General features: G+C 54.8%; 23 protein-coding genes and 2 pseudogenes. 13 read left to right on the top strand and 12 right to left on the bottom strand.

The genetic code is table 11. The features are described 5' to 3' along the window. Positions 1 to 2: 2 nt before the first annotated feature. From B3I26_RS15695 to B3I26_RS15680, 4 genes and pseudogenes are all read left to right on the top strand, one after another. Entirely contained in the window at positions 3 to 827 is an 825-nt protein-coding gene (locus B3I26_RS15695) for an ABC transporter permease (protein WP_296258874.1), read from the top strand. A 101-nt stretch (positions 828 to 928) separates the two neighbouring features. After that, positions 929 to 2,176, top strand: coding sequence for an aspartate aminotransferase family protein (locus B3I26_RS15690; protein WP_296258873.1), 1,248 nt, complete (start codon positions 929 to 931; stop codon positions 2,174 to 2,176). A gap of 92 nt (positions 2,177 to 2,268) precedes the next feature. Next, a pseudogene (locus tag B3I26_RS15685) lies at positions 2,269 to 2,409 on the top strand (IS3 family transposase); the annotation flags it as partial. A 98-nt stretch (positions 2,410 to 2,507) separates the two neighbouring features. Continuing rightward, positions 2,508 to 5,477 carry a DEAD/DEAH box helicase gene (locus B3I26_RS15680; RefSeq protein WP_296258872.1) on the top strand — a complete coding sequence of 990 codons (2,970 nt, stop codon included), beginning with the start codon at positions 2,508 to 2,510 and terminating at the stop codon, positions 5,475 to 5,477. Positions 5,478 to 5,537: 60 nt separating this feature from the next. Here the strand turns inward: B3I26_RS15680 and B3I26_RS15675 are convergent, their stop codons facing one another. Both B3I26_RS15675 and B3I26_RS15670 read right to left on the bottom strand, forming a co-directional pair. Further along, on the bottom strand, positions 5,538 to 6,851 hold the full coding sequence (locus tag B3I26_RS15675) for an APC family permease (RefSeq protein WP_296258871.1): 1,314 nt from the start codon (positions 6,849 to 6,851) through the stop codon (positions 5,538 to 5,540). A gap of 103 nt (positions 6,852 to 6,954) precedes the next feature. Beyond that, the gene (locus B3I26_RS15670) at positions 6,955 to 7,779 is read right to left on the bottom strand and encodes a carbon-nitrogen hydrolase family protein (RefSeq protein ID WP_296258869.1); all 825 of its coding nucleotides are present in this window, start codon (positions 7,777 to 7,779) and stop codon (positions 6,955 to 6,957) included. Between the two features lie 111 nt (positions 7,780 to 7,890). On the opposite strand from B3I26_RS15670, the gene B3I26_RS15665 reads away from it, so the two are divergent. Both B3I26_RS15665 and B3I26_RS15660 read left to right on the top strand, forming a co-directional pair. Further along, the gene (locus B3I26_RS15665) at positions 7,891 to 8,646 is read left to right on the top strand and encodes a response regulator transcription factor (RefSeq protein WP_296258868.1); all 756 of its coding nucleotides are present in this window, start codon (positions 7,891 to 7,893) and stop codon (positions 8,644 to 8,646) included. Between the two features lie 29 nt (positions 8,647 to 8,675). Further along, positions 8,676 to 10,577 (top strand): ATP-dependent nuclease, encoded by a 1,902-nt coding sequence (locus B3I26_RS15660; protein ID WP_296258866.1) that lies wholly within the window; start codon positions 8,676 to 8,678, stop codon positions 10,575 to 10,577. A 249-nt stretch (positions 10,578 to 10,826) separates the two neighbouring features. Here the strand turns inward: B3I26_RS15660 and B3I26_RS15655 are convergent, their stop codons facing one another. Beyond that, on the bottom strand, positions 10,827 to 11,303 hold the full coding sequence (locus B3I26_RS15655) for a helix-turn-helix domain-containing protein (RefSeq protein WP_296258865.1): 477 nt from the start codon (positions 11,301 to 11,303) through the stop codon (positions 10,827 to 10,829). A gap of 279 nt (positions 11,304 to 11,582) precedes the next feature. Between B3I26_RS15655 and B3I26_RS15650 the strand changes: the two genes are divergently transcribed. Genes B3I26_RS15650 through B3I26_RS15630 form a run of 5 tightly spaced genes read left to right on the top strand, consistent with a single transcriptional unit; the run spans position 11,583 to position 13,998 of the window. Beyond that, entirely contained in the window at positions 11,583 to 12,314 is a 732-nt protein-coding gene (locus B3I26_RS15650) for a metallophosphoesterase family protein (protein WP_296258864.1), read from the top strand. Between the two features lie 20 nt (positions 12,315 to 12,334). After that, entirely contained in the window at positions 12,335 to 12,607 is a 273-nt protein-coding gene (locus B3I26_RS15645) for a hypothetical protein (RefSeq protein WP_313483578.1), read from the top strand. A gap of 4 nt (positions 12,608 to 12,611) precedes the next feature. Continuing rightward, on the top strand, positions 12,612 to 12,899 hold the full coding sequence (locus B3I26_RS15640) for a hypothetical protein (protein WP_296258862.1): 288 nt from the start codon (positions 12,612 to 12,614) through the stop codon (positions 12,897 to 12,899). 2 nt (positions 12,900 to 12,901) lie between these two features. Continuing rightward, entirely contained in the window at positions 12,902 to 13,309 is a 408-nt protein-coding gene (locus B3I26_RS15635) for a DUF6957 family protein (RefSeq protein WP_296258861.1), read from the top strand. A gap of 59 nt (positions 13,310 to 13,368) precedes the next feature. Continuing rightward, positions 13,369 to 13,998 (top strand): HAD family hydrolase, encoded by a 630-nt coding sequence (locus B3I26_RS15630; protein WP_296258860.1) that lies wholly within the window; start codon positions 13,369 to 13,371, stop codon positions 13,996 to 13,998. Between the two features lie 1,296 nt (positions 13,999 to 15,294). On the opposite strand, the gene B3I26_RS15625 is transcribed toward B3I26_RS15630, so the two are convergent. The 4 genes from B3I26_RS15625 to B3I26_RS15610 all read right to left on the bottom strand — a co-directional run bounded on the left by B3I26_RS15625 (position 15,295) and on the right by B3I26_RS15610 (position 18,852). After that, complete coding sequence (locus B3I26_RS15625; protein ID WP_296258859.1) at positions 15,295 to 15,471, bottom strand: hypothetical protein; 177 nt, start codon at positions 15,469 to 15,471, stop codon at positions 15,295 to 15,297. A 166-nt stretch (positions 15,472 to 15,637) separates the two neighbouring features. Further along, complete coding sequence (locus tag B3I26_RS15620; RefSeq protein WP_296258857.1) at positions 15,638 to 16,462, bottom strand: oxidoreductase; 825 nt, start codon at positions 16,460 to 16,462, stop codon at positions 15,638 to 15,640. A 22-nt stretch (positions 16,463 to 16,484) separates the two neighbouring features. Continuing rightward, positions 16,485 to 16,961 (bottom strand): nuclear transport factor 2 family protein, encoded by a 477-nt coding sequence (locus B3I26_RS15615; RefSeq protein WP_296258856.1) that lies wholly within the window; start codon positions 16,959 to 16,961, stop codon positions 16,485 to 16,487. Positions 16,962 to 16,986: 25 nt separating this feature from the next. Then, complete coding sequence (locus tag B3I26_RS15610) at positions 16,987 to 18,852, bottom strand: NAD(P)-binding domain-containing protein (protein ID WP_296258854.1); 1,866 nt, start codon at positions 18,850 to 18,852, stop codon at positions 16,987 to 16,989. A 117-nt stretch (positions 18,853 to 18,969) separates the two neighbouring features. Between B3I26_RS15610 and B3I26_RS15605 the strand changes: the two genes are divergently transcribed. Further along, on the top strand, positions 18,970 to 19,821 hold the full coding sequence (locus B3I26_RS15605) for a LysR family transcriptional regulator (RefSeq protein WP_296258853.1): 852 nt from the start codon (positions 18,970 to 18,972) through the stop codon (positions 19,819 to 19,821). Positions 19,822 to 20,121: 300 nt separating this feature from the next. On the opposite strand, the pseudogene B3I26_RS15600 reads toward B3I26_RS15605, so the two are convergent. From B3I26_RS15600 to tnpA, 5 genes and pseudogenes are all read right to left on the bottom strand, one after another. Continuing rightward, positions 20,122 to 20,484, bottom strand: a pseudogene (locus tag B3I26_RS15600) (IS66 family transposase); the annotation flags it as partial. Further along, positions 20,481 to 20,975, bottom strand: a complete 495-nt coding sequence (locus tag B3I26_RS15595) for a GNAT family N-acetyltransferase (protein ID WP_296258852.1) — start codon at positions 20,973 to 20,975, stop codon at positions 20,481 to 20,483. The pseudogene B3I26_RS15600 and the gene B3I26_RS15595, both read right to left, overlap by 4 nt. Positions 20,976 to 21,025: 50 nt before the next feature. Then, positions 21,026 to 22,555 carry an IS66 family transposase gene (tnpC, locus tag B3I26_RS15590; RefSeq protein ID WP_296258850.1) on the bottom strand — a complete coding sequence of 510 codons (1,530 nt, stop codon included), beginning with the start codon at positions 22,553 to 22,555 and terminating at the stop codon, positions 21,026 to 21,028. 51 nt (positions 22,556 to 22,606) lie between these two features. Continuing rightward, complete coding sequence (gene tnpB, locus B3I26_RS15585; RefSeq protein ID WP_296258848.1) at positions 22,607 to 22,942, bottom strand: IS66 family insertion sequence element accessory protein TnpB; 336 nt, start codon at positions 22,940 to 22,942, stop codon at positions 22,607 to 22,609. Further along, positions 22,939 to 23,262 (bottom strand): IS66-like element accessory protein TnpA, encoded by a 324-nt coding sequence (tnpA, locus tag B3I26_RS15580; RefSeq protein WP_296258997.1) that lies wholly within the window; start codon positions 23,260 to 23,262, stop codon positions 22,939 to 22,941. The genes tnpB and tnpA overlap by 4 nt, the downstream gene beginning before the upstream one ends. Positions 23,263 to 23,881: 619 nt before the next feature. Between tnpA and B3I26_RS15575 the strand changes: the two genes are divergently transcribed. After that, positions 23,882 to 26,701 (top strand): SEC-C metal-binding domain-containing protein, encoded by a 2,820-nt coding sequence (locus B3I26_RS15575; RefSeq protein WP_296258846.1) that lies wholly within the window; start codon positions 23,882 to 23,884, stop codon positions 26,699 to 26,701. Positions 26,702 to 26,743 lie beyond the last annotated feature (42 nt).

Below are 26,743 nucleotides of genomic sequence, written 5' to 3'. Positions count from 1 at the left end.
AAATGCTGCAACCCTATGCATCACCTGCAGAGAAGATCGCCCGTTTCGGATTGGTGTCTCTATCGATTCTGATCCTGCTGTTCTTGATTGTGCCGATCCTGGTGATCATCCCGTTGTCGTTCAATTCGTCGTCGTTCCTGACCTACCCAATGGACGGTTTCTCGTTGCGCTGGTATCAAGAACTCATGACCTCCCAGGAATGGCGACAGGCATTCAAGAACAGCTTCATCATTGCCCCAGGCTCTACGGTGCTGGCCATGATTTTCGGAACGATGGCATCTGTCGGTCTGTGCCGTGGCGACTTCAAGGGCAAGAGCATCGTCATGGCCTTCCTGATCTCGCCCATGATCGTTCCGCTGATCATCGTTGCCGTCGGCTTGTATTTTTTCTTCGCCAAGCTGCAGTTGCTCAACAGCTATGTAGGACTGGTTCTGGCGCATGCGATGCTTGGGGTTCCCTTCGTTGTCATCACGGTCAATGCAACCTTGCAAGGCTTCAACACCAATTTGAGCAGAGCCGCTGCCAGCCTGGGCGCACCTCCGCTGACGGTGTTCTTCAAAGTGGTGCTTCCTTTGATTGCACCGGGCGTGATTTCGGGCGGGCTGTTCGCTTTTGCCACTTCCTTTGATGAAGTGGTCGTGACGCTGTTTCTTGCCAGCCCTTCGCAACGCACCCTCCCGCTTCAGATGTTTGCGGGGATTCGAGAGAATATTAGTCCCAATATTGCCGCTGTAGCCACAATCATGGTCATCCTGTCTGTGTTGATGTTGTTGACCTTGGAAGTTCTACGGCGTCGTAACGAGAAAATGAAAGTAAAACAAGAATAATAAGGCAAGGCCAACTCATTTAGACGGCTATAAAGCCAGATTTACCCTTCCCGAAACATCCAGCGGGTCGGTTAACTACTGTCAAAATTCAGAGGTTTAAGATGCCTAATCTTGTTGGTGATGTATCAAGCGCCGCCCGTATCCTTCCTGACTTGGAAGGAGAAAAGCTGTTCATTAAAAGCGCTAAAGGCGCGTATCTTTTTGATGACAAAGGCCGTAAATACATTGATACAGCCCTAGGGTTCGGTGCAGTTCTGTTGGGTCATTCCGATGACTCCGTCAACGCCGCTGTGTCTCAAGCACTGGCTGACGGCGCTGCTCCCTCCTGGGCCCATGTCCGTGAGCACGGCGCCGCCACGGAGCTGGCAAAGCACACGGGCGAGCTGACAAAGGTCATGTTTACCAACTCTGGTAGCGAAGCGGTTCACCTCGCTTGCCGGGCAGCTCGTGCGTACACCGGTCGAGGCAAGATTGCCAAGATGGCCGCTGGTTTTGATGGTTGGTTTGATGATGTGAGCTTCGGCAACGTGACCTCCAAAGAGGCTACGTTTGAAGATGGCGCACGTCCTTCGACCAATCGCACGACGCTCATTCGTTTCAACGACTTCGCCGATGTGGAGCGCCTGTTCGCAGAAGACCAAGACATCGCAGCGGTGATCCTGGAACCAATGCTTGCAAACGCAGGTTGCATCATGGCGCTGCCTGGCTACCTCAAGCATGTTCAAGACATCGCCCATAAGCATGGTGCGTTGGTAATCTGCGACGAAGTACTGATGGGGTTTCGACTCTATGCGGGCCTTGCGGGTCTGCGTGAAGGGCTTGACCCTGACCTGGCCAGCGTCGGTAAAGCGATCGGTAATGGCATCCCTGTTTCAGCGGTTGTAGGCAAGCCTCATATCCTTGAAGGCTTTGAGCAAAACCGTGTCGCTCGCGGCGGTACCTTCAGTGGGAACCCGATGGCGTGTGCTGCGGTGACCACCACCCTGGCCCACCTCGACAAATGTGACTACGAGCGTCTCATCCAGCGCGGTAACGACCTGCGCGTTGCCATCGAGGCCATCTTTGAATCCCATGGCATTACCGTAACCACCAGCGGCTACGGCAACGTCTTCGGCGTATGGCGATCGGCCAAAGCGCCAGTGACCTATGAGGAAGCAGCCAAGATGGCCAACCCTGCTTTCACCAAAGCACTCCATCTAGCGCTGCGGGAAGCGGGTCTGACCATGATGCCTTCGCCTTATGGGCGGATTTACATCTCCTTTGAGCACAGCAACATTGTGATCGAAGAGATGAAGGTGGCTTTCGAAAAAGCTGCTGCGAAACTCAGTGCGCAATTCGCTAATGCGTGATTGAACTAAGAGAAGGGGGCCTCGCGGCCCCCTTTTTTCTACCTGTGAAATTAGCTTGTTACGAACCTAAGCTTCATGCCGAGCTTGCATGTCTGAGCGCTGCGCTAGCGCAACAGGATATCGGCCGGTTCCTGATGGAGCGATACAACTGGCGGCGACCGCATCAGTTCAACGAAGGGCTAGCGCCTGCGGTCGCTGAGGAAAAACTCAATTCAGTGTCCGGGATCAGTTGACCACTACAGACGGATTTTTCTTCGATGTTGATGCTTGCGAATGGCCATTACCCGGTTAGGCTTAGGTGGGAATTTTTCAATCCCATGGAGGGGTTGCCGTGCCAGGTTTTTTTGTCGAGCAAGCAGGGACACTCAATCTGTTTCAGCAGTACCGAAGTCCCAACACAGGCTTCAGACCTGGCCAGCTGGGCGGCATGCATGCAGTGCTGGCTCACTTTTCGGTACAGGATGATCCCGCCATCATTTGTCTACCCACGGGATACGGCAAGACATCCTTGATGATGGCGTTACCCTTGCTGCTGGGGCCTGCACGTGTATTGATAGTCGAGCCGACCAATCCCTTGAGGAAACAGGTTCATTCTCACATTTCGGTGCTATCCACCTTGAGGCGAATAGGGGCGCTTCCCAATGATGGCCCGCTGCCGTCCGTTCACCTGCATGCCAAGCGGCCTCACTCTGTAGACGACTGGCGCTTACTGGAACAGTTTGATGTCGTTGTTTCCACGCCAGGAAGCTCATCGCCCGCGATCGTTCCAGGCGCCGACCCCGACCTATTTGATTTGATAATTTTCGATGAGGCGCATCACGCACCCGCAGACTCATGGGTCGCCTATGTCGAGCACTACAGGAACGCTAAATTCGTCTTTCTGACCGCCACCCCGTTTCGGCGCGACGGGCGTCTGATCCCGGGCAAGCTGGTATACAGATATCCGGTGATGAGGGCAGTCGCTGAGGGCGCGTTTGATCCCATCAGATTCTGTGCAGCACCTATCGAGAACGAACTGGACGATGCGCACGTCGATCAAATGATAGCCGGCGCCGCTGTTCACCAGCTCAATGAAGACCTGGCTAAGGGCTTTGACCACAGGCTTTTCATACGCGCCGCAACAATCAAAGCTGCCCAAGACCTAGTCCCGCTGTACCGAGCACTCGGCATTGCGGTGGAAGCAATCAGCAGCCAATTGACGAAACGCCAGCAAGATGCGGTCGAGGCGAAGCTCATTTCTGGTGAGCTGAATGCGATCGTATGCGTGGATATGTTTGGAGAGGGCTACGACTTTCCTAAGCTGAAGGTGGCTGCGCTCCACGCCCCTCATAAATCGTTGGTGCCAACCATCCAGTTCATTGGCCGGTTCGCAAGAATTGATGCCTCCACAGGCCAGCCGACGCTGATCGCGCCTACGTTCAGGATACGGGAGGCCACCGCGTCATTGCTCAAGGAGGGTGTAGAGCTGGCGCAGATGATTGATGACGCAGCTTTCGCGCAGATCCAAGGCACCGTAGAAGACCAAGAATTCATGCAGGGACTGCCTGTCCGCAGGATCACCGAATCCGACTATGAGTCTGTCTCCCCGCTCTCCTTTCATCTGTACGCTCACGTCCGGGTTTTCCACTGCTCCGTAGCGCCCGATTTTTCCTTGTTCGGCGAAAAGGTAGGTCGGCGGTTGCGGGTGGTAAAGCAGTGGGGAACAGAGGACGGTTCCATCTCAGTGATTCTCACTGCGGACGAAGCACCTCCCAAGTGGACGATTCTGGATGCGGTGATCGATGTTCGCCATGAAGCGTTTTTTCTGATGTTTTTTCCTGAGTCCAGTTATTGCTACATCGGCTCGACCCTTCGGACAGAAAAGCTATACCTCGCCATCATGGATGTCATTTGTCCGGACGGTAGCAGGCCACTGAGCTATGAAGAGACCAGCCGAGCAAGGGCAGGCTTGCAGGGCGTGAAGTTCTTTAACGTTGGATTGAAGAACACGACCTTCAACTCGCAGAGTGAGACCTATCGGACACTGACAGGGCCTCAGGCAGAGCGTGCGGTTACTTCCGGAGACAGTCGTGCATACGCACAGGGGCATTTTTTTGGGAGCGGCATGAATGGGCAGATCAAGGAGACGGTAGGTGCCAGCAGTAGCTCTAGAATCTGGAGCAATCAGCGCCTGTCGATTCCCGATTTTGTAGAATGGATTCGTACCCTGAACGCCCGGATAGCAGGGGATATGCCCTTAAGTGCGACTCACCTCGACATCGTCAGAACTACGACTGCGCTGCGCCGGTTGCCTGATATGGTCATCGCGGCGAATTGGCCGAAGCAGGGCTTCAAGGCCAATCCGAAAATTCGATATCGTCCGACGGTTCAAGTCGCATACAGGTATTCGAAATTGGTCGAATGGGATTTGCAGGATTTTCGGAGTGACCCTCAGGCTGGGAGCATGACATTTGCCGTTGCGCACGTGGATGGGGCGGTTGAGATGTGCTTCAACCTCGCTCAAGGGCAAATGATCACGTGCCTGGATCGAGTGGCAACCCTCGAAATTGAATCTGCACATGATGCTTGGATGCCCCTCGCTCAATGGCTGTGTGAGAACTGTCCCGTGTTTTACGCCGCCGACAAGTCATCATTCGAAGGCATGAATCTTATCGCGGCTCCGCTTCAGCAGACACTCAAGCTTGTTGCCGGGGATGCTGAAGCCATCGTCTGGGACAATTGTGACGTCACGGTTGAATTTCTGCCCAACGACACGACGCCTAAGACGTTAGAGCGCCGGGCCTTGCTCGCGGGCAGGGCCACGGTGCAAGAACGCTTGCAACAACATCTTCTGACATTGCCCAACGTTCAGGCGATTTTCTATGACCACCGTACGGGCGAAGCCGCGGACTACGTGTGCGTCACTAGGGGAGACGATGGGGAAGTTGATGTCAGCCTATACCACTGCAAAGGCGCTGGTGGCCCGGCTAACGGCGGTCGAGTGGGGGATGTGTATGAAGTTGCAGGTCAATTGGTGAAATCTGTTTTCTACTGCGAAGTGCCTACCCTTCTACATCACATGGAAGATCGTATGCATCGCCGGCACACCTCACCTTCATTTTTTGTGAGCGGCAACCTTCCAGAGACCATTCAGTTGCTGACGTCCACCCAAGCCACTCAACTTAGCTTTTCGGTCATCGGGGTTCAGCCTGGAATCCGCCGATCTATGGTTGACGAGCGGCTGAGCGACTTGATGGCGTTCTGTATTGGCTATGCCCGCCAAGGCGGAGCGGCGAAGGCTTACTGGTTGGTCAGTGAGTAACGCTGGCGTAGGTCGCTACCTCCCTGTGCGACCTATGCTGACTGACGCTCGGCTATATAATCACATTGCCAATTCTGGCGGCTGCCGGCGAAGTCCTCCTGTCAGGAACAGGAGGTAAACGAATCCGATCGCCAGCCATGAAAGGCCCAGCACCACTGCCTTGTGATCAAGACTGAACATCAGCCAAAGGTCAGCCGCCATGCCTGCGGCTGGCAACAGTAGATACAGAACAAACGCCACCAAGCCCCTGCGTTTCTCAGCTCTCCAGTAATGGAAAATGACGGATAGGTTGACCAGGATGAAGGTCAGGAACGCACCAAAGTTGATGAATGATGTGGAGGTGGTCACATCCATATTGAGTGCCAGCAGCGCCACCACAGCGCTCAGCAGGATGCAGAAGACAGGCGTTTTGAAGCGGGGCGACAGGTAGCCAAAGAATGCCTTTGGCAGAGCTGAGTCACGACCTAGAACGTACAGAAGGCGAGACCCACTGGCCTGGGCCGCGATGCCTGAAGTGAACTGGCCCAGAATGAGGCCAATCAGGAATATCGAGACAAATAGGTCACCGCCAATGTTGCGGGCGATCTCATATGCCGCTGCGTCGACGTTGGCAAACTCCAACGATGGCTGAGCAATCTGCACGATGTACGACGTGCCAACGAAAATCAGGCCGCCGATAATTGTTACCCAAAGGATGGCCCTGGGCATGTTTCGTTCTGGGTTATGAGTTTCTTCGGTCAAGGTGCTGACTGCATCGAATCCCAGGTATGAGTAACAAGCAATCGCTGCGCCGCTCATAATCAGTGGCCACTGCACACCACCGCTCATGAACGGCGCTAAGCTGAACAGAGGCTTCGTCGCGTCACCTAGTGTGTAATGAACACAAAGGACTATAAAGACTCCTAGGACAAGGATCTGAATCACCAGCAATGCGATGTTGACCGCCGTCGCCAGTTTGAGCCCGATGATGTTGATAGCGCTAGTGAGCACGATGAATGCCAGCAGCCACACGTACCCGGGAACATCAGGATAAGCCGAGTTAAGATACGCGGTGCCAATGAGCCAGATCGCCATGGGCAGGAACAGGTAATCCAGGAGAATCGCCCAACCGGTCATGAAGCCTAATTTCGGATTAAGGGCTTTGCGTACATAGGTGTATGAAGAGCCGGAAACGGGGAACGCGCGGGCCATATGGGCATAGCTCAGGGCCGTCAGGAACATTGCCACCAGTGCGGCAAGGTAGGCCATAGGGGCATGCCCACCACTGGACTGGGCCAGGATGCCGAAGGTGCCCAGCACGATGATGGGAGTCATCAGGCCAACTCCAAAGATCACCAGCGTACTAAGCGACAAGGTGCGTTTTAAATCTGTCATCGACGTCTCCGATTATGGTTTTGTCGTCCGCCATTGGCGGTCGGGTGGTCGGCAGGTGCTGCAAGAGAAATGCTGAGTATTTTTGTTTGAGGTGAAGCAGATGTTATTGGGCGCCTGGAATCAGCAGCTCGCGGCGATCTGCGTACTCGATGACTTCACCGGACACTTTCATGCGCTGATCTTGAGAGTAGACGTAGGGCTTGCGCGCTTTAGCTAAGAGCTCCGGGTTGAGGGACATGCAGATGCGTGCCTCTTCTCGGCCAGCCTCGACCATCAAATCCCCGAACGGATCAACTACAGCGGATCCCCCGGCGAAAACCAAGCCGTCATCGCCTAGACCCACACGGTTTACCATCACAGCAAATGCCTGGTTTTCCAACGCTCTAGCCATGATGCAGGTACGATGAGTCGGGCCGTATGGATCGAAGTTGCCGTTGGTGACGATTAACAATTGAGCACCCAGCTGCCCTAGAGCGCGTGCTGTTTCAGGAAACTCGATGTCGTAACAGATCAGCAGTCCTACCCGGATGCCTTTCCACATACCGGTCACGAATCGATCGCCAGGCTCAAAAACATCTCGCTCGCCCGACCACAGTTGAGTCTTGCGATAGTGGAGCGCCACTCCATCTTCAGGCGTAATCAGAACAGTAGTGTTGAAGTAGCGCCCATCGCACACCTCCGCGAACCCAACTGCGACTGAGATGTTCCGCGCGCTGGCAGCAACATGCAGGCGCTGGATGCTAGGGCCGTCCAGCGGCTCTGCTAGCTCGGAGATGTTCGCTTTGGTTGGAAACCCAGTGATGTACGTCTCCGGCAGGATCAACAGCTCAGTGTCGGCCGCGCAGGTCGCAATCACATCCAGCGCTCGTGCCAGATTGTATGCCGTGTCACCATCTCGACCCTTGATCTGGGCTAGTTCGACCTTCATTCAAAATCTCCAGGACACTAAGGGCAGGCGATGAGCCTTCCTGCTGAGCTATTATGAGCTGCCCTTGCCATGACGGTAATCACACGTGGTGGGTAATCCCAAGGAGTGACTATGCCCCCCTCGTTTCCGGAGATCGCTTGGCATCGTGCCGTAGGCCTTCTCATCGATCACATTGATCGGCCAGGCTTTTGGCAAGCTGTAGTGGGGCGGGTGTCGGACGTACTTCACTTCGATAACTGGGTAGCAATGCTTTTTCAGCATGGCAGACCAACCTTGCTTGCTGAGTCAACAGCCCCCGGCGGTGGCCCTGATCCGTTATTTCAGGATTACCTCAACGGTATCTATCTGATTGATCCGTTCTACGGCGTCAATTGCGAAACGCCTCGTAGCGGACTTTTCCAATTGCGGGATGTGGCGCCGGATTGCTTTGAGGACACCGAGTACTACCAGCGCTATTTCCATCTCAACATCGTCGCCGATGAAATTCAGTTCAACTGCTTGCTCGACGATGGGCGGCTGGTCTGCCTGTCGTTTGGATCGCACAGGCGATTTACCGCAGAGGAGATCGGAGCACTGTTCATGATCGAGCCCTGGATGACCTCCTTGATGCGTCAGCGCATTGCCTATGAGGCCCATGAGCGCGTGGAGGCACCCACGACAGCGGGGCTTGATGGATTGCGGGCAGCGCTGACCGCTCGGGAGTTTGATATCTGCCAACTGATGCTCAGTGGGCATTCGAGTAAGGGCATTGGCGACCGCCTGGCTATATCGGTCGATACCGTTAAGACGCACCGCAGACATATTTATAGTAAATTGAATATCAAGACCCAGTCCGAGTTGTTTGCCAGTTTCTTTATCGGCGCTTGATGCTTTGATTTTAGGGTTATGGAGTATAAATGAAGCTTCGGAGTGCGGTATTTCATGGGTTGCCAGGTGTCGAAAGACTGCGCCTAGAGTTTGACAATGTAAACGCTTTTGTCGGCCCGAATGGAGCTGGGAAAACGACGATATTGCTGGTGGTGAAGCTTGCTCTCGATATTTTGTCGCGCAAGACCGTATGTGGTGACATTGGGGATGTGCCAGGATGGCTTTCATTCCGATCAGTCGAGATGGTATTCGAAGATGAGGAGAAGTGCCTGGCGAGCTCTATGTCTGACGTGCTGGAGTTGGTGTCAGATGAACTGTCTGTGAAAATCATATGCAATGGCAGTGAGTTTTTTATTGAGTATTTAAAGTCCGATTCGGAACTTCATATAGTTTCTGCTCAGAGTATGGTCAAGATCGAGGATTTGCGGCTTACGATAGAAGAAACCGAGCGCCGAATCGATGAGACTGAAAGGCAGTTGAGCTCGACGAACAATCCAAGTACTAGAGAAGAGCTTAACCGACTCAAAAAATCGTTTGAAGATTATTCAGCTGAGCTTGAACGGGTTTCGCAGTGCGAGATCATCAAGCCTGGCGCTTTGACCGAGGTCGTGGAACGGAGCGTATTAGATGATGCCCTCAATAATACCTTGTTTCCTTCTGCCGTTCTCGTGGACTCAAACAAAAACATCGATAACGTTATTCCCGATTTCATCAGAAGGATGTGCGATCAGCAATCTGGAAAGCCAGTGGAAAAAAGGAAGTTTCGCTCTGCCTTAGAGGATCTGGGACGGCTCCTCCAGCACGAAATTGATTTTCACGAAATCGATGGTGAAAAGTGCCTTTCAATTGACGGGGTCGACTACCGTAGGGCTTCCTCAGGTACCCGGGTTTCGCTTGCTTACTTTGGTTTGACTCAATTTTTGAACCCAACAGACCTGGTGATTTGGGACGAGCCCGAAAATGGCCTGCACCCCACTCGCAGGATCAGGATCCTGGATCTCATTCAACAAGACCCACGGCAATTCCTGATCGCTACGCACGCCTTAGAGTTTGCCCCGATCTTCGCGATCGATAGCAAAATCTACCGGTGCGACTCCTCGTACGAAGAGGATGCAGAGAACACGACGCTTCAAGTCAAGGAAGTGACCAACCGCAAAGACGGCTTCCTTCTGTTGGAAGCGCTGGGTGTACAGCCCGCCCGTACCCTGTTCACCGCGAATGTCGTGCTCTGGGTAGAGGGCCCTACGGAACTGGTGTTCTACCGTCACTGGCTCAAGTATGCCCTCCAGGGGACGGATCTGGAGGAGGGATTTCATTACACGATCATGCATTACGGCGGCGGGCTGATCGCGTACCTTGAGATCGCTGACGATGAGCACCGTGAATTGGCTTTTGATGCGCTCAGTATCTGCCGCAACGTCATTATTGCCATCGACTCTGACCGCGATGGGGTTGTGGATGGGAATAACGCTGAGCGTCTGAAGCCAGGCGCCCGTGCTGTGAAAGCAGAGGTGGATCGACTAAACGCCAGCAGACCCGGCTCTGCGCTGTTTTGCGTCACTAAAGGGCGCGAGATTGAAAACTATCTACCCCCCAAAGCGCTGCTCCACGCAGCTGCTACGTGCTGGCAAGGCTACGCGGATCACAAGACAAAATTCTCAGTTGACGATTTCGTATGCGGGCAGCACGAACCTTTTCATAAGGCTCTGGAGGCTTTTTTTGTGGGTGCTGGCATCAGCACATCCAAAGTCAAAAATGACATCGAGTACACGCATGCTCATGGAAAAAGCTTATGGGGAGAGGCTAATAAGGTGGCAATGATGAGGGCTGCTCTAACCTTCGAGGGCCTGGAGCCGGAAGACATGCTCTGGGAGTTTTCGCACGAGCTAGATCAGATGGTCAGATTTATTACTCAGGCGAATGCCACTTGACCCTAGCTGTCTGCTCAAGGCCGTGTGGGGCATCCCAGAGTTGTTGTCATGCGACCTTTGGGCTCAAAGGAGACGCATGGGCCAGGGGCGCTTCTACTGCCGCCTGGGTCAATTGGGTCGCAAACCCCAGCCTTGGGCGAATGGGCTAGCCAGGGAGCCCTGCACTCGCGCCAGGCGTGCGGATGCTGTCGCAGATCAACACTGTTTATTCGGAGGCGGGTGGGGTGTCGTGGTTAGGGCAATCTGCAGTTACACAGGGTCGCGGTGCCAGAGCTTATGAACGGTCTGCTTGCTGATACCAAGGGTCTCAGCAGTCAGCTTTTGAGACATCCCTTCAGATTTACATCTGAGGACATTCTCCAGCCGCTGGTAGTCGATAGGTTTACCGGGCCTGCGAGCGACAAGCTCACCATCTTTAATCTGATCACCCAGCTCCGCGATAGCGCCTGAGGCTTCAAAAGCATCAAGCTCTATGCGCGCTTGCGCTAGTACTTCCTGGATCGTTTTCGCTTGGCTGGTTGCGACTGCCAGAGTCAAAATCGTCACAGGACTCATGCCGAACGTCTCGCTGATCAGCTCAAGCTTATCGACAGAAATACCGGATTTGCCGTCCTCCAGTCTCCCGAGGTAGGTAGTGCTGCCTGCATCCGCGAGGCTCTCTCGGGTTCGCTTTGCTTTACTCCGTAGCGTGCGAAGCACTGCACCGATCGCAAGCTTGAGATTCATGAAGCATTCCCAAAGCTTACGATAAAGCCATGTTGCCTAGTCTCCTTCCACTGTATATAGTTGCTAATAGGGGACTGACCTTGTTGGGTAGGTTCGTTGCCGCATAGCGGCAGTGCCATAGCGAAGGAGGCGGCGGACACACTGAATGCCGCTAGGGGGCTCAGTGTCTGCGTGCTCCCTTCAATATACCGCTAAAACGACTATTGCTGGCCAAGCTGCCCTGGTCTCTTGGCATTACCCCGCAGCTAATCCAATGGTGCAGAGAACACGCGAGTCTTCATGAGAATTTTGGTTTTATCGGATCTGCACAACGAATTCTCAGCGTTCACGCCGCCCGATGATGCGGTTGACCTGGTCGTGCTCGCGGGAGATATCGATTTGCAGGCCCGAGGAGTCATCTGGGCCAATAAGGCGTTTGGCTGCCCAGTGGTCTATTGCTGCGGTAATCATGAGCTGTACCGGGGCCATCTTGATCGCACATTGGTCAAGATGCAGGCTGCGGCCGAGCCTAACGTGCATGTCTTGGAAAACCAGGCATGGATTCACGGCGGGGTGCGGTTCCTGGTTGCGACAGGTTGGACGGATTTTTCTTCGACGGGTGATGTTCTTGCTGCGTCGATGACGTGTGTGCGTGAGATGACAGACTTCAAACTGATCAGGGCTGATGCTCAATATCGCCGTCTGCGCCCAGCTGACCTGATAGCAAAAAACCACGCCACCCGCGATTTTCTGGATCGTGAGCTAAGTACACCTTTTGCGGGCACGACGATTGTCGTCACTCACCATTGTCCGATTTCGGAAGCGGCGGGCGAAGACGAAGGCCATGTAAGCGCTGGGTACTACAACCGTTGGCACGCGCTCGTCGAGAAGGCAGATTTATGGATCTTCGGACACACGCATCGGGCCATCGACGCGATGTTTGGCCAGTGCCGCGTCATCTCTAATCCTCGTGGGTATCCGAACGAAGAAACTGGATTCGATCCAGGCAAAATCGTGGTCATCACCACATGACGGGGAAACATCGTTTGAGCGTGGTTGCCCCCACCACTGTTCCTATGCAGGTTTTGGTCGCCAGTCGTATCGACTGGGGGGTAATCATTGACGCTTTTCTCACGAACGCTGCGCGAGTCGGCGATCGCTATGCTGCAGAGTCTTACTTCGACCGCTCAGGCGCGATCAGCGATGGTATGACAGTGGTCACTCCGCCAGTCGTCCTATTGCTCAATAGAGAAGGGTTCTTGCTGGTGCGCAGCGCCTGCCGCAACGACCATTACGTCATTGTCAGCGAACACGGGGAGGGCTGACTGGATGGCGTTAGAACCAGTAGTGCCGAATGAAGTGTTGGAAGCTTCCAGGATCAATTTTGGCCGGGCAATCACTGCCTTTTTATACCAGCCCCTGATCGAGGGGTTTAGCCTCGTGGGTAGAGTTTATTTTGATCAAAAAGACAGATTTAAGAGCGGTCGTTTGATCCGAACGTCGAACATCATTGAGTTCATCGATATCGCCGACTTCCTGGTAGCTATAACGTTGACCGGCAGCGCTTACGTACTGATTGCTCCGCAGTGCGACACCCTCAAATTACCGGTGGAATGAGTATGGAATTGTTGCCGATTGTCGAAATGGTTGCGCTTGAGGGTGATCCTGTTCCGGGGGCAGGGCCACAAGACGCCGATGACATTGAAGCCAAAGTCAATGTCTCGGGTAAGCCTTGGTGTGTTGTTTCAGGGTGGGTGCTAATTGATATTGAAAGCGCCGTAGGGGCTGAGCCACTGCCTAAACCAATGCTCCCCATCGTCATGTATGCGCACTGCGTCCATTCGCACACCAGTGGCAGTCTTCGCGTGGGAGACACCGTGCTTTCAGGGTATGCCACGTCGGCCTACCGGGGCGGTATATTTGAAACCGCTGACACTCTATATCTGCTTTTGGGCAACGGGTTTCGAAAGTCAGCCGATGCCAAAACCGTCCGAGCCGCTCAATTGCGCCCACCGCGCTTTTGTTAAACCTCAGGAATCCAGTGTTGAGCAGGCTGAACTGATGGCCTAAGTAGAGATAGTGGACGATGAGATACCAGGCGGTTTTGCTCGACGCTTTTGGCACCACTGTTCAAATCAGGGACGGGAAGCATCCCTACAAGCTGCTTTTGAGGGAGGGCATCCGCCAAGGCCGCCGCCCCAAGCCAGATGACGCACAAGCGCTGATGAAGCTCAACGGCGGGATACCTCATGCAGCCGAGCAACTGGGTATCAAAGTGGCTGCTTCGCGCTTGGCTGAGCTGCAGGACATCTTGGAGGAAGAAGTCAGCGGCATCGAAGCCTTTCCTGATGCGTTGGAGGCCGTGGCACTATTGCAAGAGCACGGCCGACTGATTGCGATCTGCAGCAATCTTGCATTTCCCTACGGCGTCGCTGTGAAGAGGCTGTTTCCAACGATGGACGCTTTTGGGTTCAGCTTTGAGGCAGGCGTGACGAAGCCAGACCCACGGATGTACCGCCAGACATGCCAGATGCTGGGCGTTGAGCCGGGGCACATTACCGGCGATAACCGGATCATAATGATTGGCGACTCCCTGCGCTGCGATTGCCACGGGCCGCGTGCGGTGGGAATTGCCGGCGTTCACCTGAACAGGGCAAGCCCAGTTGGAGTTAGGGATCTCATGGACTTTGCCAGGCTTGTCCTCAACCAGTCGTAGGCTAATCAAGTCTTGTAATGGCTGAGCTGGATGGAACCCATGACCCAGAAAATCCGGACGAACTGGTGCAGAGCAGTTGATCTCTGACGCGGACACCTCGTGGGACTAACCGGGTAGGGCAGGTATGTGCGCCTTTACAGAACCTCGGCCCACAACACTGATAGCCAAAAATGAGATTGCGTGGCCGGATTCTTGAAATTGACCCGCTCAAGCTGCCCGCGTACCTTTCCGATATCTTCTTAAACCCAGTATTTACGGGCCTTCCAGCGCCCTAACTCTCATTTCTACGACGCATAAACCACCTTCACAACGCATTGCCATTCCGGCAATATCTTGACCGCTCGTCGGCGCCTTCATCTTTTTTCCACACCACCCCCTTTAAAATTTTTAAACGAGACGGAGTTCTTATATTTGAGAGCAAAAGAAAAGCAGCAGTGGCCCAGACACCGACGTATCCACAGAATACAGGCGGCTTTTGGGGACTGTTAGTTCCGGCTTCTCGGTCACGCGGTTTTGAGGAATGGAGGTGAGTCCAAGGTTGGAATGGGGGCTGTGGGCTCGGGAGGAATCGCTTTCTTTGCAGCCGGCAGGCTGCTGCTTATGCTTTGATTGCAAACACATGGCATTTTTTTCAAAAAAACTACATATTGTGGTTTGTTCGAGATTTTATCGGTTTTTATTCTATATGTTGTGTTTTGGCGGCGTGATTTGATAGCGGTGGTTCGTGAAGCTTGGATCTGAACTTGAGACGAGCATCTGGCAGACAGCTTCCATCGCTTATGGCGGAGCTCTTTTCGAAATGGTAAACCATGCCCTCTCTCAGTACAGGCGCAATCCTGGATTCGACGTGCTGACCCGAGTGCATGCTTCGTCGGTGGGCAACATGGTGCTGGATGCTCTCGTCTCAGCGTTGTCTCAAGCTTCATCAAGCGCCATGACGCTGGGCTACATCGAAATACGGCACCGATTGAGGTGGCACATCGTTCGGTACCCGCAACAACGCTTGGTCGACGAAGGGCATGCTACTGACGCAATGCGCGATGATTTGTTCGCTATTAACCTTGGCCTTTAGCACCTATGCTGCCGTGAGTGCGTAGCCGATCAGGCGAGATGAGCCGCAGGTGTAAACCTAGTTTTTGATGCGTAAGCCAGCTAGGTTTACACATCGAATTTTTACTTAACAGGCAGTCGGGCTTGTAACTATTCCAAGCGTCTTGGCCAAGCCGCCACGACGGAAGAGCTCAGGAGGGCTCCCATGTGGTTGGCACATCGTCTATGCCGAATGGGTGGAAGAGCTTATAGCCCCAGATCGTAGGCCATTTGGTCGTCAATCATGTTGCTGTCTGCAAAGCCGTCCTGAATCAGCCTGCGGCGCAGGCGGCATGAGCGTTCCTTGATGCGGCTGCTCTGCGCTTCAAGCAACTGCCCATAGCCGGGTTGCTTACGGAAAGCGTGTACTAGGGAAGTTGGCATCCGCATGGAAGCCCAAGTCGAGTTAAGAGTAAGCGGCCAGCGAACACACCTTGCAGCTAGCGAGCCATGCGGGGCCTACTTTTCGCTGGATGACCGAGGCTTCCGAAAAACGTCACCTGTTTCAACGACGCCTCCTCCTTTCCCATCCGTGCCTCGGCCACGCCATTCAGTAATTGGTGTCAATCGCTGTATTTCTCCACGCTTCAAGATCCTCGCGAAATGCCGCAAGTTTGCGCTCGGCGATGTCAAATGCAATCGGCCCTAAAGGAAGATGCAATGGCGGCTCGTCGCTGTCTACCGCGAGCAAGATCACTGCTGCGGCTTTTACTGGGTCTCCAGCTTGCAGGCCGTGATTGCTCTGGCAATATTCGCGCAATTTGCCAGCAGTTGCGGCATAGGCAGGTATCTGCTGCGCAGCGGTGGCGATGGATCGTCCCAGGAATTCAGTACGAAACGGCCCTGGCTCGACAATGATCACTCGCATTCCCAGTGGCGCGACTTCCTGTGCCAACGCTTCAGACAAACCCTCCACAGCAAACTTGGTTGCATTGTAATAGCCGTAGCCCGCAGCACCGGCAATGCCCGCGCCGGAAGATATATTCAAAATACGTCCACTTTGGCGGCGTAATGTGGGTAATGCGGCACGAGTAACCTCAATCAAGCCGAAAACGTTAGTCTCAAACAATGGACGATATTCGCTGACCACTGCCTCTTCCACTGCACCCATCAAACCATAGCCTGCATTGTTGACCAGTACATCGATTCCACCGAATGCCTGCGCCGCTAGAGCAATGGCCTGCGTGGCTGTCTCAGGCTGAGTCACATCCAATCGGGCGATGCGTACTTGCCCGGGGAAACGCTTTTCCAGCTCTCCAAGCGTATCTGGGTTGCGCGCCGTGGCCAGCACCTGATCACCACGGGCCAGTGCTGCTTCGGCAATGTGCAAGCCGAGGCCGTTGGAGCAACCGGTTATTAACCAAGTCTTTATCATGACGGTCTCCTGTCGAGTCCTTTTAGTTGCTTGTGATGAACTGCTCGGTGCCTGCTACTGGCACCCAGTTTTTTAGCGGAGTGAGGTAATGCAATTGGAAGCACCGCGACAAGAAGCGCCACTGTCCGCTGCGGCGTGAAAACCTGTCGTAGTAGAGGCCACTCACTTGTACCGGGCCTAGCTCAATGTCATGAAACAGGCAGTTAGCTGCCACCGTAGCAGTGGCGTTTTCACCGTCAATCTCAATCAAAGGGTTGGCCATCCAGTGGTGCATGTGCGGCATTTTTTGCCAGTTGTTATTCGCCATACTCAAAATTTCATCACGACTCGCGGCACTCCCAAACCCCGGTAGATCCAAGATTGCGTCTTCGTGCCAGATATCCTGCAAAAGCCCGCGATCCTTGCGGTCAAACGCATTGGCGTAACCCGAGATGAGTGCCTCTATCGCAGCGCGACTTTCTAACGCATCCACTCGGGCGAGCAGCGTTTCATTATTCATGGTGTGTCCCGATTGGCTAAATTCTTCATGGCTTGCTGGAAGCGCTGACTGACGTAGAGAGCCACTGTGAAACCACCTCAAAGGCCTCGTCGGAGTTGCGCTCATAGATCAATCCGTGCCCGTTGCCATAGATGCCTAATGCGGGCAGATCCAAATGATCGACTCTCGCCCCGGCAGTCCGTAGGAAAGGAACAATGCTGGTCGCGAAAGACGCAAATATGGATGTCTCCCCGGTCAGCAGTGCGACGGGTACACCCTTGAGCCCAGGTATTTTTAAGGTCAATGGATCCGCAGCCCGCACCTGAGCCGCCGTCGCGAGAGGAGGATCAAAGGTGATCGGTGCCGCTGTAAGTCCCCACTCTAGAGATCCTATGCCGGGAGTATCCCCAAACGCCGGGCCCATGGGCTCTACCGCAATGATCCCCGCGACAAGGTTTGGTCTGCGGTCAGCGATCAGCCACCCATCAGGGCCCGATGCGGAGTGGGTAACGATGATGGACTTGCCGATCCGATCTAACAGGCTAGCCAGGCGATCCGCATCCAGTGTTTGCGAAGCAGCCAGGTCTGCTGGCATCGGGCCGTAGGCCGCAATAAAAGAATCGAAAGCGGCCTCATCATCCACTGCGAACGGCCACTGCGTTTCGCCCCCACCCTCGGGGAAATAAACCTCACGCGCACGCTCGTAGGAAAAGGCTGGCCCCATCTCTCCCATGATTTCGCTGTGATAGGGCGAACGACCGTGCCCCGGTCTGTCGACTCGAAATACCACATAGCCAGCTTCGACAAAGCGCTGGGCCCAACCCGGACGACCATCTGGCGTATCAAGCCACTCGGTGCCTTGCAGCGTGCCGCCGTGTACCAGTACGACCGGATAAGGTTGGGTAATGTTCTCTGGCGCTTCCCAGGCCACATACATCGGGCCTTTTTGGTAGCTTTTCCCCTCCCGGACGACCCGCTGCCCGGTCACCCAAAAACTGCCGCGCCGTGAGCTGATCACGGGCGCAGTACGCCATGGATCCTGATTCTGGCTGATCGCCAAGCTATCCCGAGTCACGGTTGCGAGCGCCGACCAATCTTTATCTCCTAATCCCTGAGCGACTGCGGCAATCATTCTGGACTTCACGACGTCGGCAGCTGGCATCCGCAAGCTCTTGGAGCTAGCCGCGTCGAGTGCGAGGTTGATGTCCTTTAGGCCTAGAGAGAGCTTGAAACCTGGCTCATACCTACCGTTCACAATGTTCTGCCCGTAGCGTTGATAGCTGGGACAGGCAAACAGTGTCTGGGTCACGACATCGATAAATGCTGCCGGGCTCAGTTCGTAGCGCTCGGCGAGCGTACAGGCTTCGGAGAGTGATTCGATCGCTTGGGTGATCATCATGTTTCCGGCGATTTTCGCAATGCAGGCCTGAACGGGATGATTGCCCAGTCGCCAGGTTTTTTTTCCCAGCACATCGAAGATCGGCTGGATTTGCGCAATGGCGTCATCGGGCCCCGCTGCGAGAATGTTCATTTCGCCCTTGGCGGCCACCGCCGGCACGCCAAAAACCGGCGCGGCCACCAGGGCTATCCCGAGCGTGTCGTGGAGCGCTTGCAGCTCCTCCATCAATTGGGGCGACAGCGTCGACATGACTACGTGAATAACGTGTTTGTGCGCAGCCTCCATGGCCCCCGTGGACAGCAGTACCTCCCGCATAGCGAGATCATCCGCGAGCATGCTGATAACGATGTCTTGCCGAAATGCTGCTGCCGGGGATTCAAGCACCTGCACGCCTTCCAAGCCTGCTACCGCTTGACGGCTGCGATTCCAAGCAAAGATTCGATGCCCTGCGTCGACCAGTACAGGGATGATTGCTCGGCCCATGCTGCCTACCCCGATAAATCCAATATTCATAAGCTGTCTCTATATGGAATGCTGCGGAAAAAACATGAGCCCAGTTTGCGGGCATGGGTCTTGCGACGGGAGTGCCATTGCTGCAACCTCGGCGTTCAGATTTGTTAGAGGTGCGCGATGGATTGGAATGACTTGCGCGTGTTTCTCGCGATTGTTCGAAGCGGATCACTAGGGGCAGCCGCCCGGCTTCTGGGCGTCAGCCATCCCACCGTTGGGCGGCGCCTTCATGTGCTCGAACAGGCAAGCGGGCAAGTTTTTTTTCGACGCGTCGGACAAGGACTTGTGCTGACCGACAGCGGGGAGAGGATTCTGCATCTGGCTGAAGAGATGGAACAAAGCGCATTGGCGATTGAGCGGTGCATGGCAGGCGATAGCGACCAGCTAGAAGGGCTATTGCGGATTTCTTGTGCTGAGTGGTTTTCCAATTATGTACTGTCGCCCGTGCTGCGCGAGCTTACACAACGCCACCCGTTGATTGTTTCAGAGATAATTCCCGGACATCGGCAGTTCGATCTCGCCCGCAGGGAAGCTGATATTGCGTTTCGTATCGTACCTTTCACCGAGCCTGACATCGTTCAGCGTCGTTTGATGACGATGCGCTACGGTTTGTACGCGGGTGTTGGGGTGCCGTCGCCCCAAAAGGATGGTGAAGGCCTTGGTCTGATCACCATGAATACGGCCCAAGCCCATTACCCTGATGTGCTCTGGCTTGAGCAGAGGTATCCACTGGCTCGGAGCGTTTTCAAGAGCAGCAGCCGCATGGTGCAAGCACAGATGTGCGCGCAGGGACTTGGGCTCGCGGTACTCCCGCGTTCTCTTGGCGACCAGCTGCCCGCGCTGAGGCTGCTTGACGTCGACGAAGCGCCACCCAGTCGTGACATATGGATGGGCTATCACCACGATATGCGACGAATGGACAGACTGCGTGCACTCGCTGACCTAGCCGTCGATATGGTCGGTACCGATTAACCGCAGGGCACAGCCATCTAAGCCTTGCCGTTACAGTTTATCCAGTTTCGATCAGCGATACGCATTCGCACCATAAGGTCATAATGTGTGTCACCGAGACGTCTACTCATTGATGCGGCAATAGCCCGTCTACGCACTAGCCCGCTGCGTCGGCAGCCGCTTCAGCTCATCGTTGAGATAGACAAGGATGGCACCCATTCATGCGCGCCAGCTGGATCAAACTCATGTTTGCCGCCGCCCGTTTACAGGAAGCTTCATGGGAACGAAAGATAAGCGTCCGCCGAAGTCACCTTGCACGACTTAGGCAGATACCCAGTGATGCGGCAGCAGTCGCTCAATCTCACTCGCTCGCTGCGTCGGCAACCGCGCCAGCACATCTTTAAGATAGGCATATGGATCGTGCCCATTTATGCGCGCCGATTGGATCAAACTCATGATCGCCGCCGCCCGCTTGCCACTGCGAAGCGACCCGGCAAACAACCAGTTGGAACGTCCAAGTGCCCACGGACGAATCTGGTTTTCGACTGCGTTGTCGTCTATGGGTACAGCCCCATCTTCCAGGTAGCGCGTCAGCGCTACCCAGCGTTTAAGGCTGTAATCCGTAAGCGGCTCGGCATCACACGTTGTCAATGCTTTCGGTATCTGCCATAACCATGCATTCAGAGTGCGAGCCGCATTTTTATTGGCTGTTCAACTGTACCGCATGGAAGCTTGCAAGGCGGGAGATCCTCGACCCAAGTGAAACCGAGCTTTTTATAAAGTGATCTAGCTGCCGTATTTGACTTGAAAACACTGAGGTCGACAGAGTTGAAACCGGCTCCCCGACAATGCCTTATCACTGCTGAAAGGAGAGCAAATCCATAACCATTCCGGCGGTACTCTCGCTTTACCTGCATGCCCAGAATTCCAGTCAATTCGCTACCGCCTGGCCGGCAAAAGCTATCTGGATAGGCTTCAGCTGACCCGATTACCTGGCCTTCATGCTCGATCACATATACCGGCCAATGATTTTCCTCCACCTGTGCTAACGCACTTTCTATTGCTTGAATAGGTGGCGGGCTTGGCCGTGCCGAGTAACGGCCCTCCGCGCTCACCTCACAAAAGAGGGAGTAAAACGCGTTGAGATCGTTAAGGGTGATACGCCGTACTTCCATGTTTTCCTCACCAGTTGATGCGCCGTCAGATTTGCAAAGTATGGACAGTGCTACTCAAATTCCCTCCATACGTGAGGTGGTAGATCATGAATTTCACTCGCCCGCTGCGACGGCAGCCGCGTCAGCACATCCTTGAGATAAGCATACGGATCATGCCCGTTGATGCGCGCTGACTGGATCAAACTCATGATCGCGGCCGCCCGCTTGCCGCTACGCAGCGACCCGGCAAACAACCAGTTAGACCGCCCAAGCGCCCACGGCCGGATCAAGTTCTCGATCTGGTTGTTGTCGATGGGCACAGCACCATCTTGCAGGTAGCGCGTCAGCGCTACCCAGCGTTTGAGGCTGTAATCCAGGGCCTTGGCCGTGGCCGAACCTTCGGGCACAAGTTCACGCTGAGCCAACATCCACTCATGCAATTTTTCAGCGATGGGTACCGCTGTTTCCTGGCGTAATCGCCAACGGTCTTCGTCGCTCATTTCCTTGGTGTGTCGCTCGACTTCGTACAGCCCGCCAATCGAGTGAAGCGCCTGCTCTGCCAACTGGCTCTTATTGGCTATATGCAGGTCGAAGAACTTGCGGCGCGCATGGGCCATGCAGCCGATCTCGGTGATGCCCAGCTCGAAGCTGGCCTTGTAGCCAGCGAAGTCGTCGCAGACGAGTTTGCCGTTCCAGGTGCCCAGGAAGTTACGCGCATGTTCGCCGGCACGGCTCGGGCTGAAGTCGTAGACCACGGCTTTGAGTGCCGAAAACGGCGTAGAGCTATAGGCCCAAACGTAAGCGCGGTGGGTTTTCTTCTCGCCTGGCGCCAGCATCTGTACCGGCGTTTCATCGGCGTGGACGACGCGCTGGGCCAGTACTGCTTCTCGCAGCGCATCAACCAGGGGCTGAAGCTGCACGCCGGTTTGACCCACCCACTGCGCCAGTGTCGAGCGCGGGATAGCCAGGCCGGCACGGCCGAAGATCTTTTCTTGCCGGTACAGCGGCAGGTGGTCGGCGAACTTGGCCACCATCACGTGGGCCAGCAGGCCGGCAGTGGGGATACCCTTGTCGATCACCTGCGCCGGCACCGGGGCCTGGATCAGTGTTTCGCACTGCCGGCAGGCCCATTTCCCACGAACGTGCTGTTCGACAGTGAACACGCCGGGTGTGTAGTCCAGCTTTTCGCTGACGTCTTCACCAATGCGCTGAAGCTGGCAGCCGCACGCACACTGGGTGTTGTCCGGCTCGTGATGGATCACAGTGCGTGGGAACTGCGGTGGTAACGGCGCACGCTTGGGTTGCTGGCGTGGCTCTGCCTGCGCGGGTGCGGGATGAAGAGCTTTTAACTCCGCCTCAATGGCTTCGAGGTCGGTATTGAGTAGGTCATCGAGCAAGCTGCCCTGCGCCGGGCTGATCTGCTCGCTGCGCTTGGCGAACTTGTGCCGTTTAAGGATGGCGATCTCGTGAGTGAGCTGCTCGATAATCGTTTCGTCACGATGGATCTTTCGGCTCTGGGTGTCGACCTTGGACATCAACTGCGCAGCCAGTGTGCGCAGTTGTTCGGGGGTCATTTGGTCGAGATCGGGCAAGGAAGTCATGGGGGTGGATTTTACCAAAGCAGCCCGACTGCTTCAGCTAAAAGGCAGCAGTTAAAGCAATGTAATTGCACCGCCCGCACCGACTCGTTGCCAGGGTAATCCAAGTACCAGCGCCTGGAGTTGTTCGGGGTCGAGTTCGACCTCCGTTCCACGATGGAGGCCTGGCCAATGAAACTTGCCCTGATTGAGTCGCCGTGCTGCGAGCCAGACCCCCACACCGTCATGTACCAGAACCTTCATCCGGTTAGCGCGACGATTGGCGAAAAGATAAGCACAGTGCGGCTTCGCCGCACCGAACACGGCGATCACTTTGGCCAGCGCAGACTCTGTGCCCGCGCGCATATCCAGAGGTTCCGTGGCCAGCCAGATGGCGTCGATACGGATCACCGGGCTAGACCACGGATGAATCGGGCGCAGCCATCAGGATCTGCCGAAGGCCACTTCACGATAATCGACTGCTGCCCGAGCGGGATTTCGAGAGTCACCGGCAATGGCTGATCAGGCCGAGCTACGGGCTCAAGTTTTATTGGTACGAAAGCAGGTAGCGCCGGAGCCTGAATATGTTGGTAAAGAGGTATCCACTTGCGAACCAGGTTGGCATTGATGCCGTGGCGCAGTGCAACGCTGGCCATCGACACGCCGGGTTGCAGGCATTCCTGGACTATCTGGGCTTTGAGGGGTTTGGGATAAGACGTTCTTTGGCGCATGGGAATCCTGACGATAAGGGTGATGGTGTCCACGTATTTTTAGGTGGAGAACATCGCCCTTATTGCTGGGATCGGGTAGGTGAGTTGGCCGGACGCTTACAGTTAAGAGAAAGGGGTTGGCAGTCAGAGCCCGACACGCCGAGCAAGGTCTCTAGTTCAGACCCCTCATAGTGCTCAAGGAATCTTGTCTTGAGTCTCCGTAACGTTGTTCTGGCGGCGCGTAAATCTGCCAGTGCAAATGCTCGCGCGGCTCTTGCTGACGGACTCAAGGGCCGATGCGTTGACGATGGCACATTTTGGCATTGAGATAGCGCGTCAAAGGCCTTCATTGCCTGCCAAACCGGCCGTTCCGGAGATTGCTTCGAAGGGGATAGTGTACTGAAAGAAGGCTATAGGACTATCAGGGTGCCAAGTGCGTCATGGCCTCAACTTGCAACGCTATATTCGGTCGACGGCTGCAGGGTGTGTTGATACCTGGTTTCAAGCCTATGCGTCGCCAAGCCTGGCCCAGGTTACCTCAGCGAATTACCATCATAGGATCTGACGTTTATCATGGGGACGGCGTCGGAAGGTTTGGCGCTACGCCAGTCAGACCTGCCCCCCTACAAATGGACGTGCCATGAAGCTCAATGACCAGGATGATCACGGCGAAGTACTCGACCAAGCACAGCTAACTCGGATCGAATCTGTCCACAGAGGCTTTCTTTACCAGCATCTTTACGCAGTGGGATGCCTTCTCCTCGCAGCGGTATCAGGTGTAAAGGAAGTGTTGGTGGAGATGGATGAGGATATTGAGCTCACCATGGATTCCGGTCGAGTGTATGTGCAGGTCAAGACGCGCTCACTTCCAATTATGCCGGGAGATGTTTCAGGCGCCCTGAAGCGCTTCGACCTAATCAAGAATGAGCACGAGGCTGGTCGCCGCTCCGGCAAAGCCCGTTTTGTGATCGTGGCAAACCAAGAGCTTGGGCCGACGCTTCGATCCCAGGTAGACCAGGAAAAGTGTCCATCTGACTTATGTTATGTTTATCCAGAAGCGGCGACTTCGCGCCTCAACTGTCTTCCCCCTGCGTGGCGAACCCTGGATGAGGCCGCGAGGTGGTGCACGGCTCAAGCTGAGAAGCTAAATTTTTCCCTATTGTCTCCGTCCTCGTTGATCTGGAAATTGGCAGGCCTGGTAACACTGGCATCTGCAGGTGGGGGCGGGAATTCGAGGCATGTGTTTCGTACCACAGATCTGCCGGACTTGTTCGAGCAACTGATCGTGCAGCTCCAGGATTTTCCAACACCTCCCCAGTCCTACAGGCCCCAGCAACATGAGCCCGACTTCGTATCCTCTGAACGGGTACGCATCGTGTGCGGTTTGTCCGGTGCTGGCAAAACCTCCTGGGCTGCCCACTCAGCTCTGCATAGCCCCGAGCATTGCGCCTACTATGACGTAGGTGATCTGCCAGGCCCCGCCATCGCAAGCTCCATCGTGCGTGAACTGGCTTCAAAGTATTCCAAGCGCGATCCTGAAGCTATCCGGAAGATACTTTTGCCTGGTGCCAGCGGCTTGGAAGCGATTCGTGCTTTTGATCGATTCCTGGAGAAGGATGAAACCAGCCTTTTAATGGTCATCGACAATGCTCATAGGGTGCCAGTCGCCAACCTACGTGACCTATTGAATGTCACCCATCACATCCGTTTTGTTCTTCTATGCCAGCCCCATGAAAATGTCCGCGAGCTTGAGGCGCTCTTGGCGCTGCGGCGTGAAAACCTGCGGGGATGGGATCTCGATACCGTAGCTGGGGTGGTGCACAGTGCAGGGGCTTTTGGCAGCGCGCAGTCGCTTGAACAGCTACGTGTCTACACAGGCGGACTTCCTCTGTACGTCGACAGCGCTGCGAAGGTCGCGATGGCGGAATACGGCAGCAGCGTGGATGAGCTGTGCTCGGATCTCGCCCAGCAAGCTAATATCGTGGAAACCGCCCAAGAGGTCATACTCGCGCGTGTGTATGAGGGTTATGACCAAGTTACCCAAGACGCCCTAGGAGTTGTCAGCCTGGCTGATGTGGGGCTAACGCACGAAGAAGTGGTGCGTTTACTTACTACCGCTCTGAGGCTATCTCTGGCCGGGGCTGCGGCCGCGATCAAAAAAATCCAAGCCACGGGTACGATTGAGGTATTCGGAGCAAGAACGCTTAAAGTCCATGATGCCGTGCGAGTGATAGGCCTTCGACACCTGGAGCTGATGGGCGAAGAACGCGTCACAACGGCACTGGTAGGGTTGAAGGAGTTGCTGATACAAGGTCTGGAGAAAGATCGGGATACCTCTCGGTTTTCACTCCTCACTCAGGTCTTCATAAGGCTCGGGGACGTAGAAACACTGATCGGGCTATCCGGAGAAGAAGTTTTCTATGAAATGGGGATATCGGCAGACCTCATCTCCAGCCTGGAGCTGGCAGTAGATAGCGGGGCTTTGGGGCCTCACCAGGCATTTTGGGCGTTGGACGGGCTGGTGTTCTCCTTCATGCGGGATGGGCGCTTTGACGAGGTTTCAGCACGCTTGTCCATGATGGAGCAGCTTCTGAACGAGCACGAGTTCGAGTTTCGGGAGCAGGTCGCTTGGGCGATGAAGAAGATACTCTTCGCTTCCGATCAAGGTAGTGAAGAACAGGTACGACAGGCGATTGAATACGCCAGCCCTAAGATCCCTGATGCTGAACATCAGAGAATTTTTGACTACAACCACGCCATTGCTTTGTGGAAGCTGAAACTTGTTCGAGAGTCCGAAGGCCTATGTCGAAGAATAATCGCTGAGTACTTTGAGGTTTTGGGGCTGAAGCCAGAAGATGTTACTGGCAAAAATTCTGATGTGCTCTGGAAAGTAATTAAACGACCGCACAATGTCCACGAGCATATCAAGCATCTTGCAGATGTCTTAGAGTTGTTCTCGAAGGTTAGGGAGGAACAGGGCTTCAAGGCTCTCCGTGAGCGAATTTACTCCATGAAATTCTACGGCATGGTGCAAGCGTTCGATTCCATAGTCCGTGTTGGCCAGGATTTAGCCGATGAGTTTGTGGGCCTCAAAGATTTTCAGGGCGCCAGGGAAGTGATGGAACAGCATGTGTTACCCGTCGTGGCCGATGCCGGCCTCATCGCGCGCATGGTTCAGGTCAGAAGCCAGTACGCCGTGATACTTGCGCTGGCGGGAGATCATCAAGGAAGCATGACGGAAATCAAAAGACTGGATCCTTACATAGAGGGGCTTTCTGATATTCAGAGGAGGGAGGTCGAGCATCAAACTGACTACATCGCCTTTATCCTGCGCGAGCACAGGCATATAGCCAACGAGCAGCGGCTCGTCGCTAATGGATTGGGGATGGGTAAAGTCGGACGAAATGAACTTTGCCCATGTGATTCTGGGCTGAAATTTAAGAAGTGTCATGGGAAATAGCTGAATGGCGATTTCTTTTCGGCCGCTTGCTTGAACTTTGGG

Origin of the sequence: Pseudomonas sp. UBA5706, assembly GCF_002419965.1 — a bacterium.
Taxonomy (GTDB): domain Bacteria; phylum Pseudomonadota; class Gammaproteobacteria; order Pseudomonadales; family Pseudomonadaceae; genus Aquipseudomonas.
This window is presented reverse-complemented; position numbering and strand designations above follow the sequence as displayed.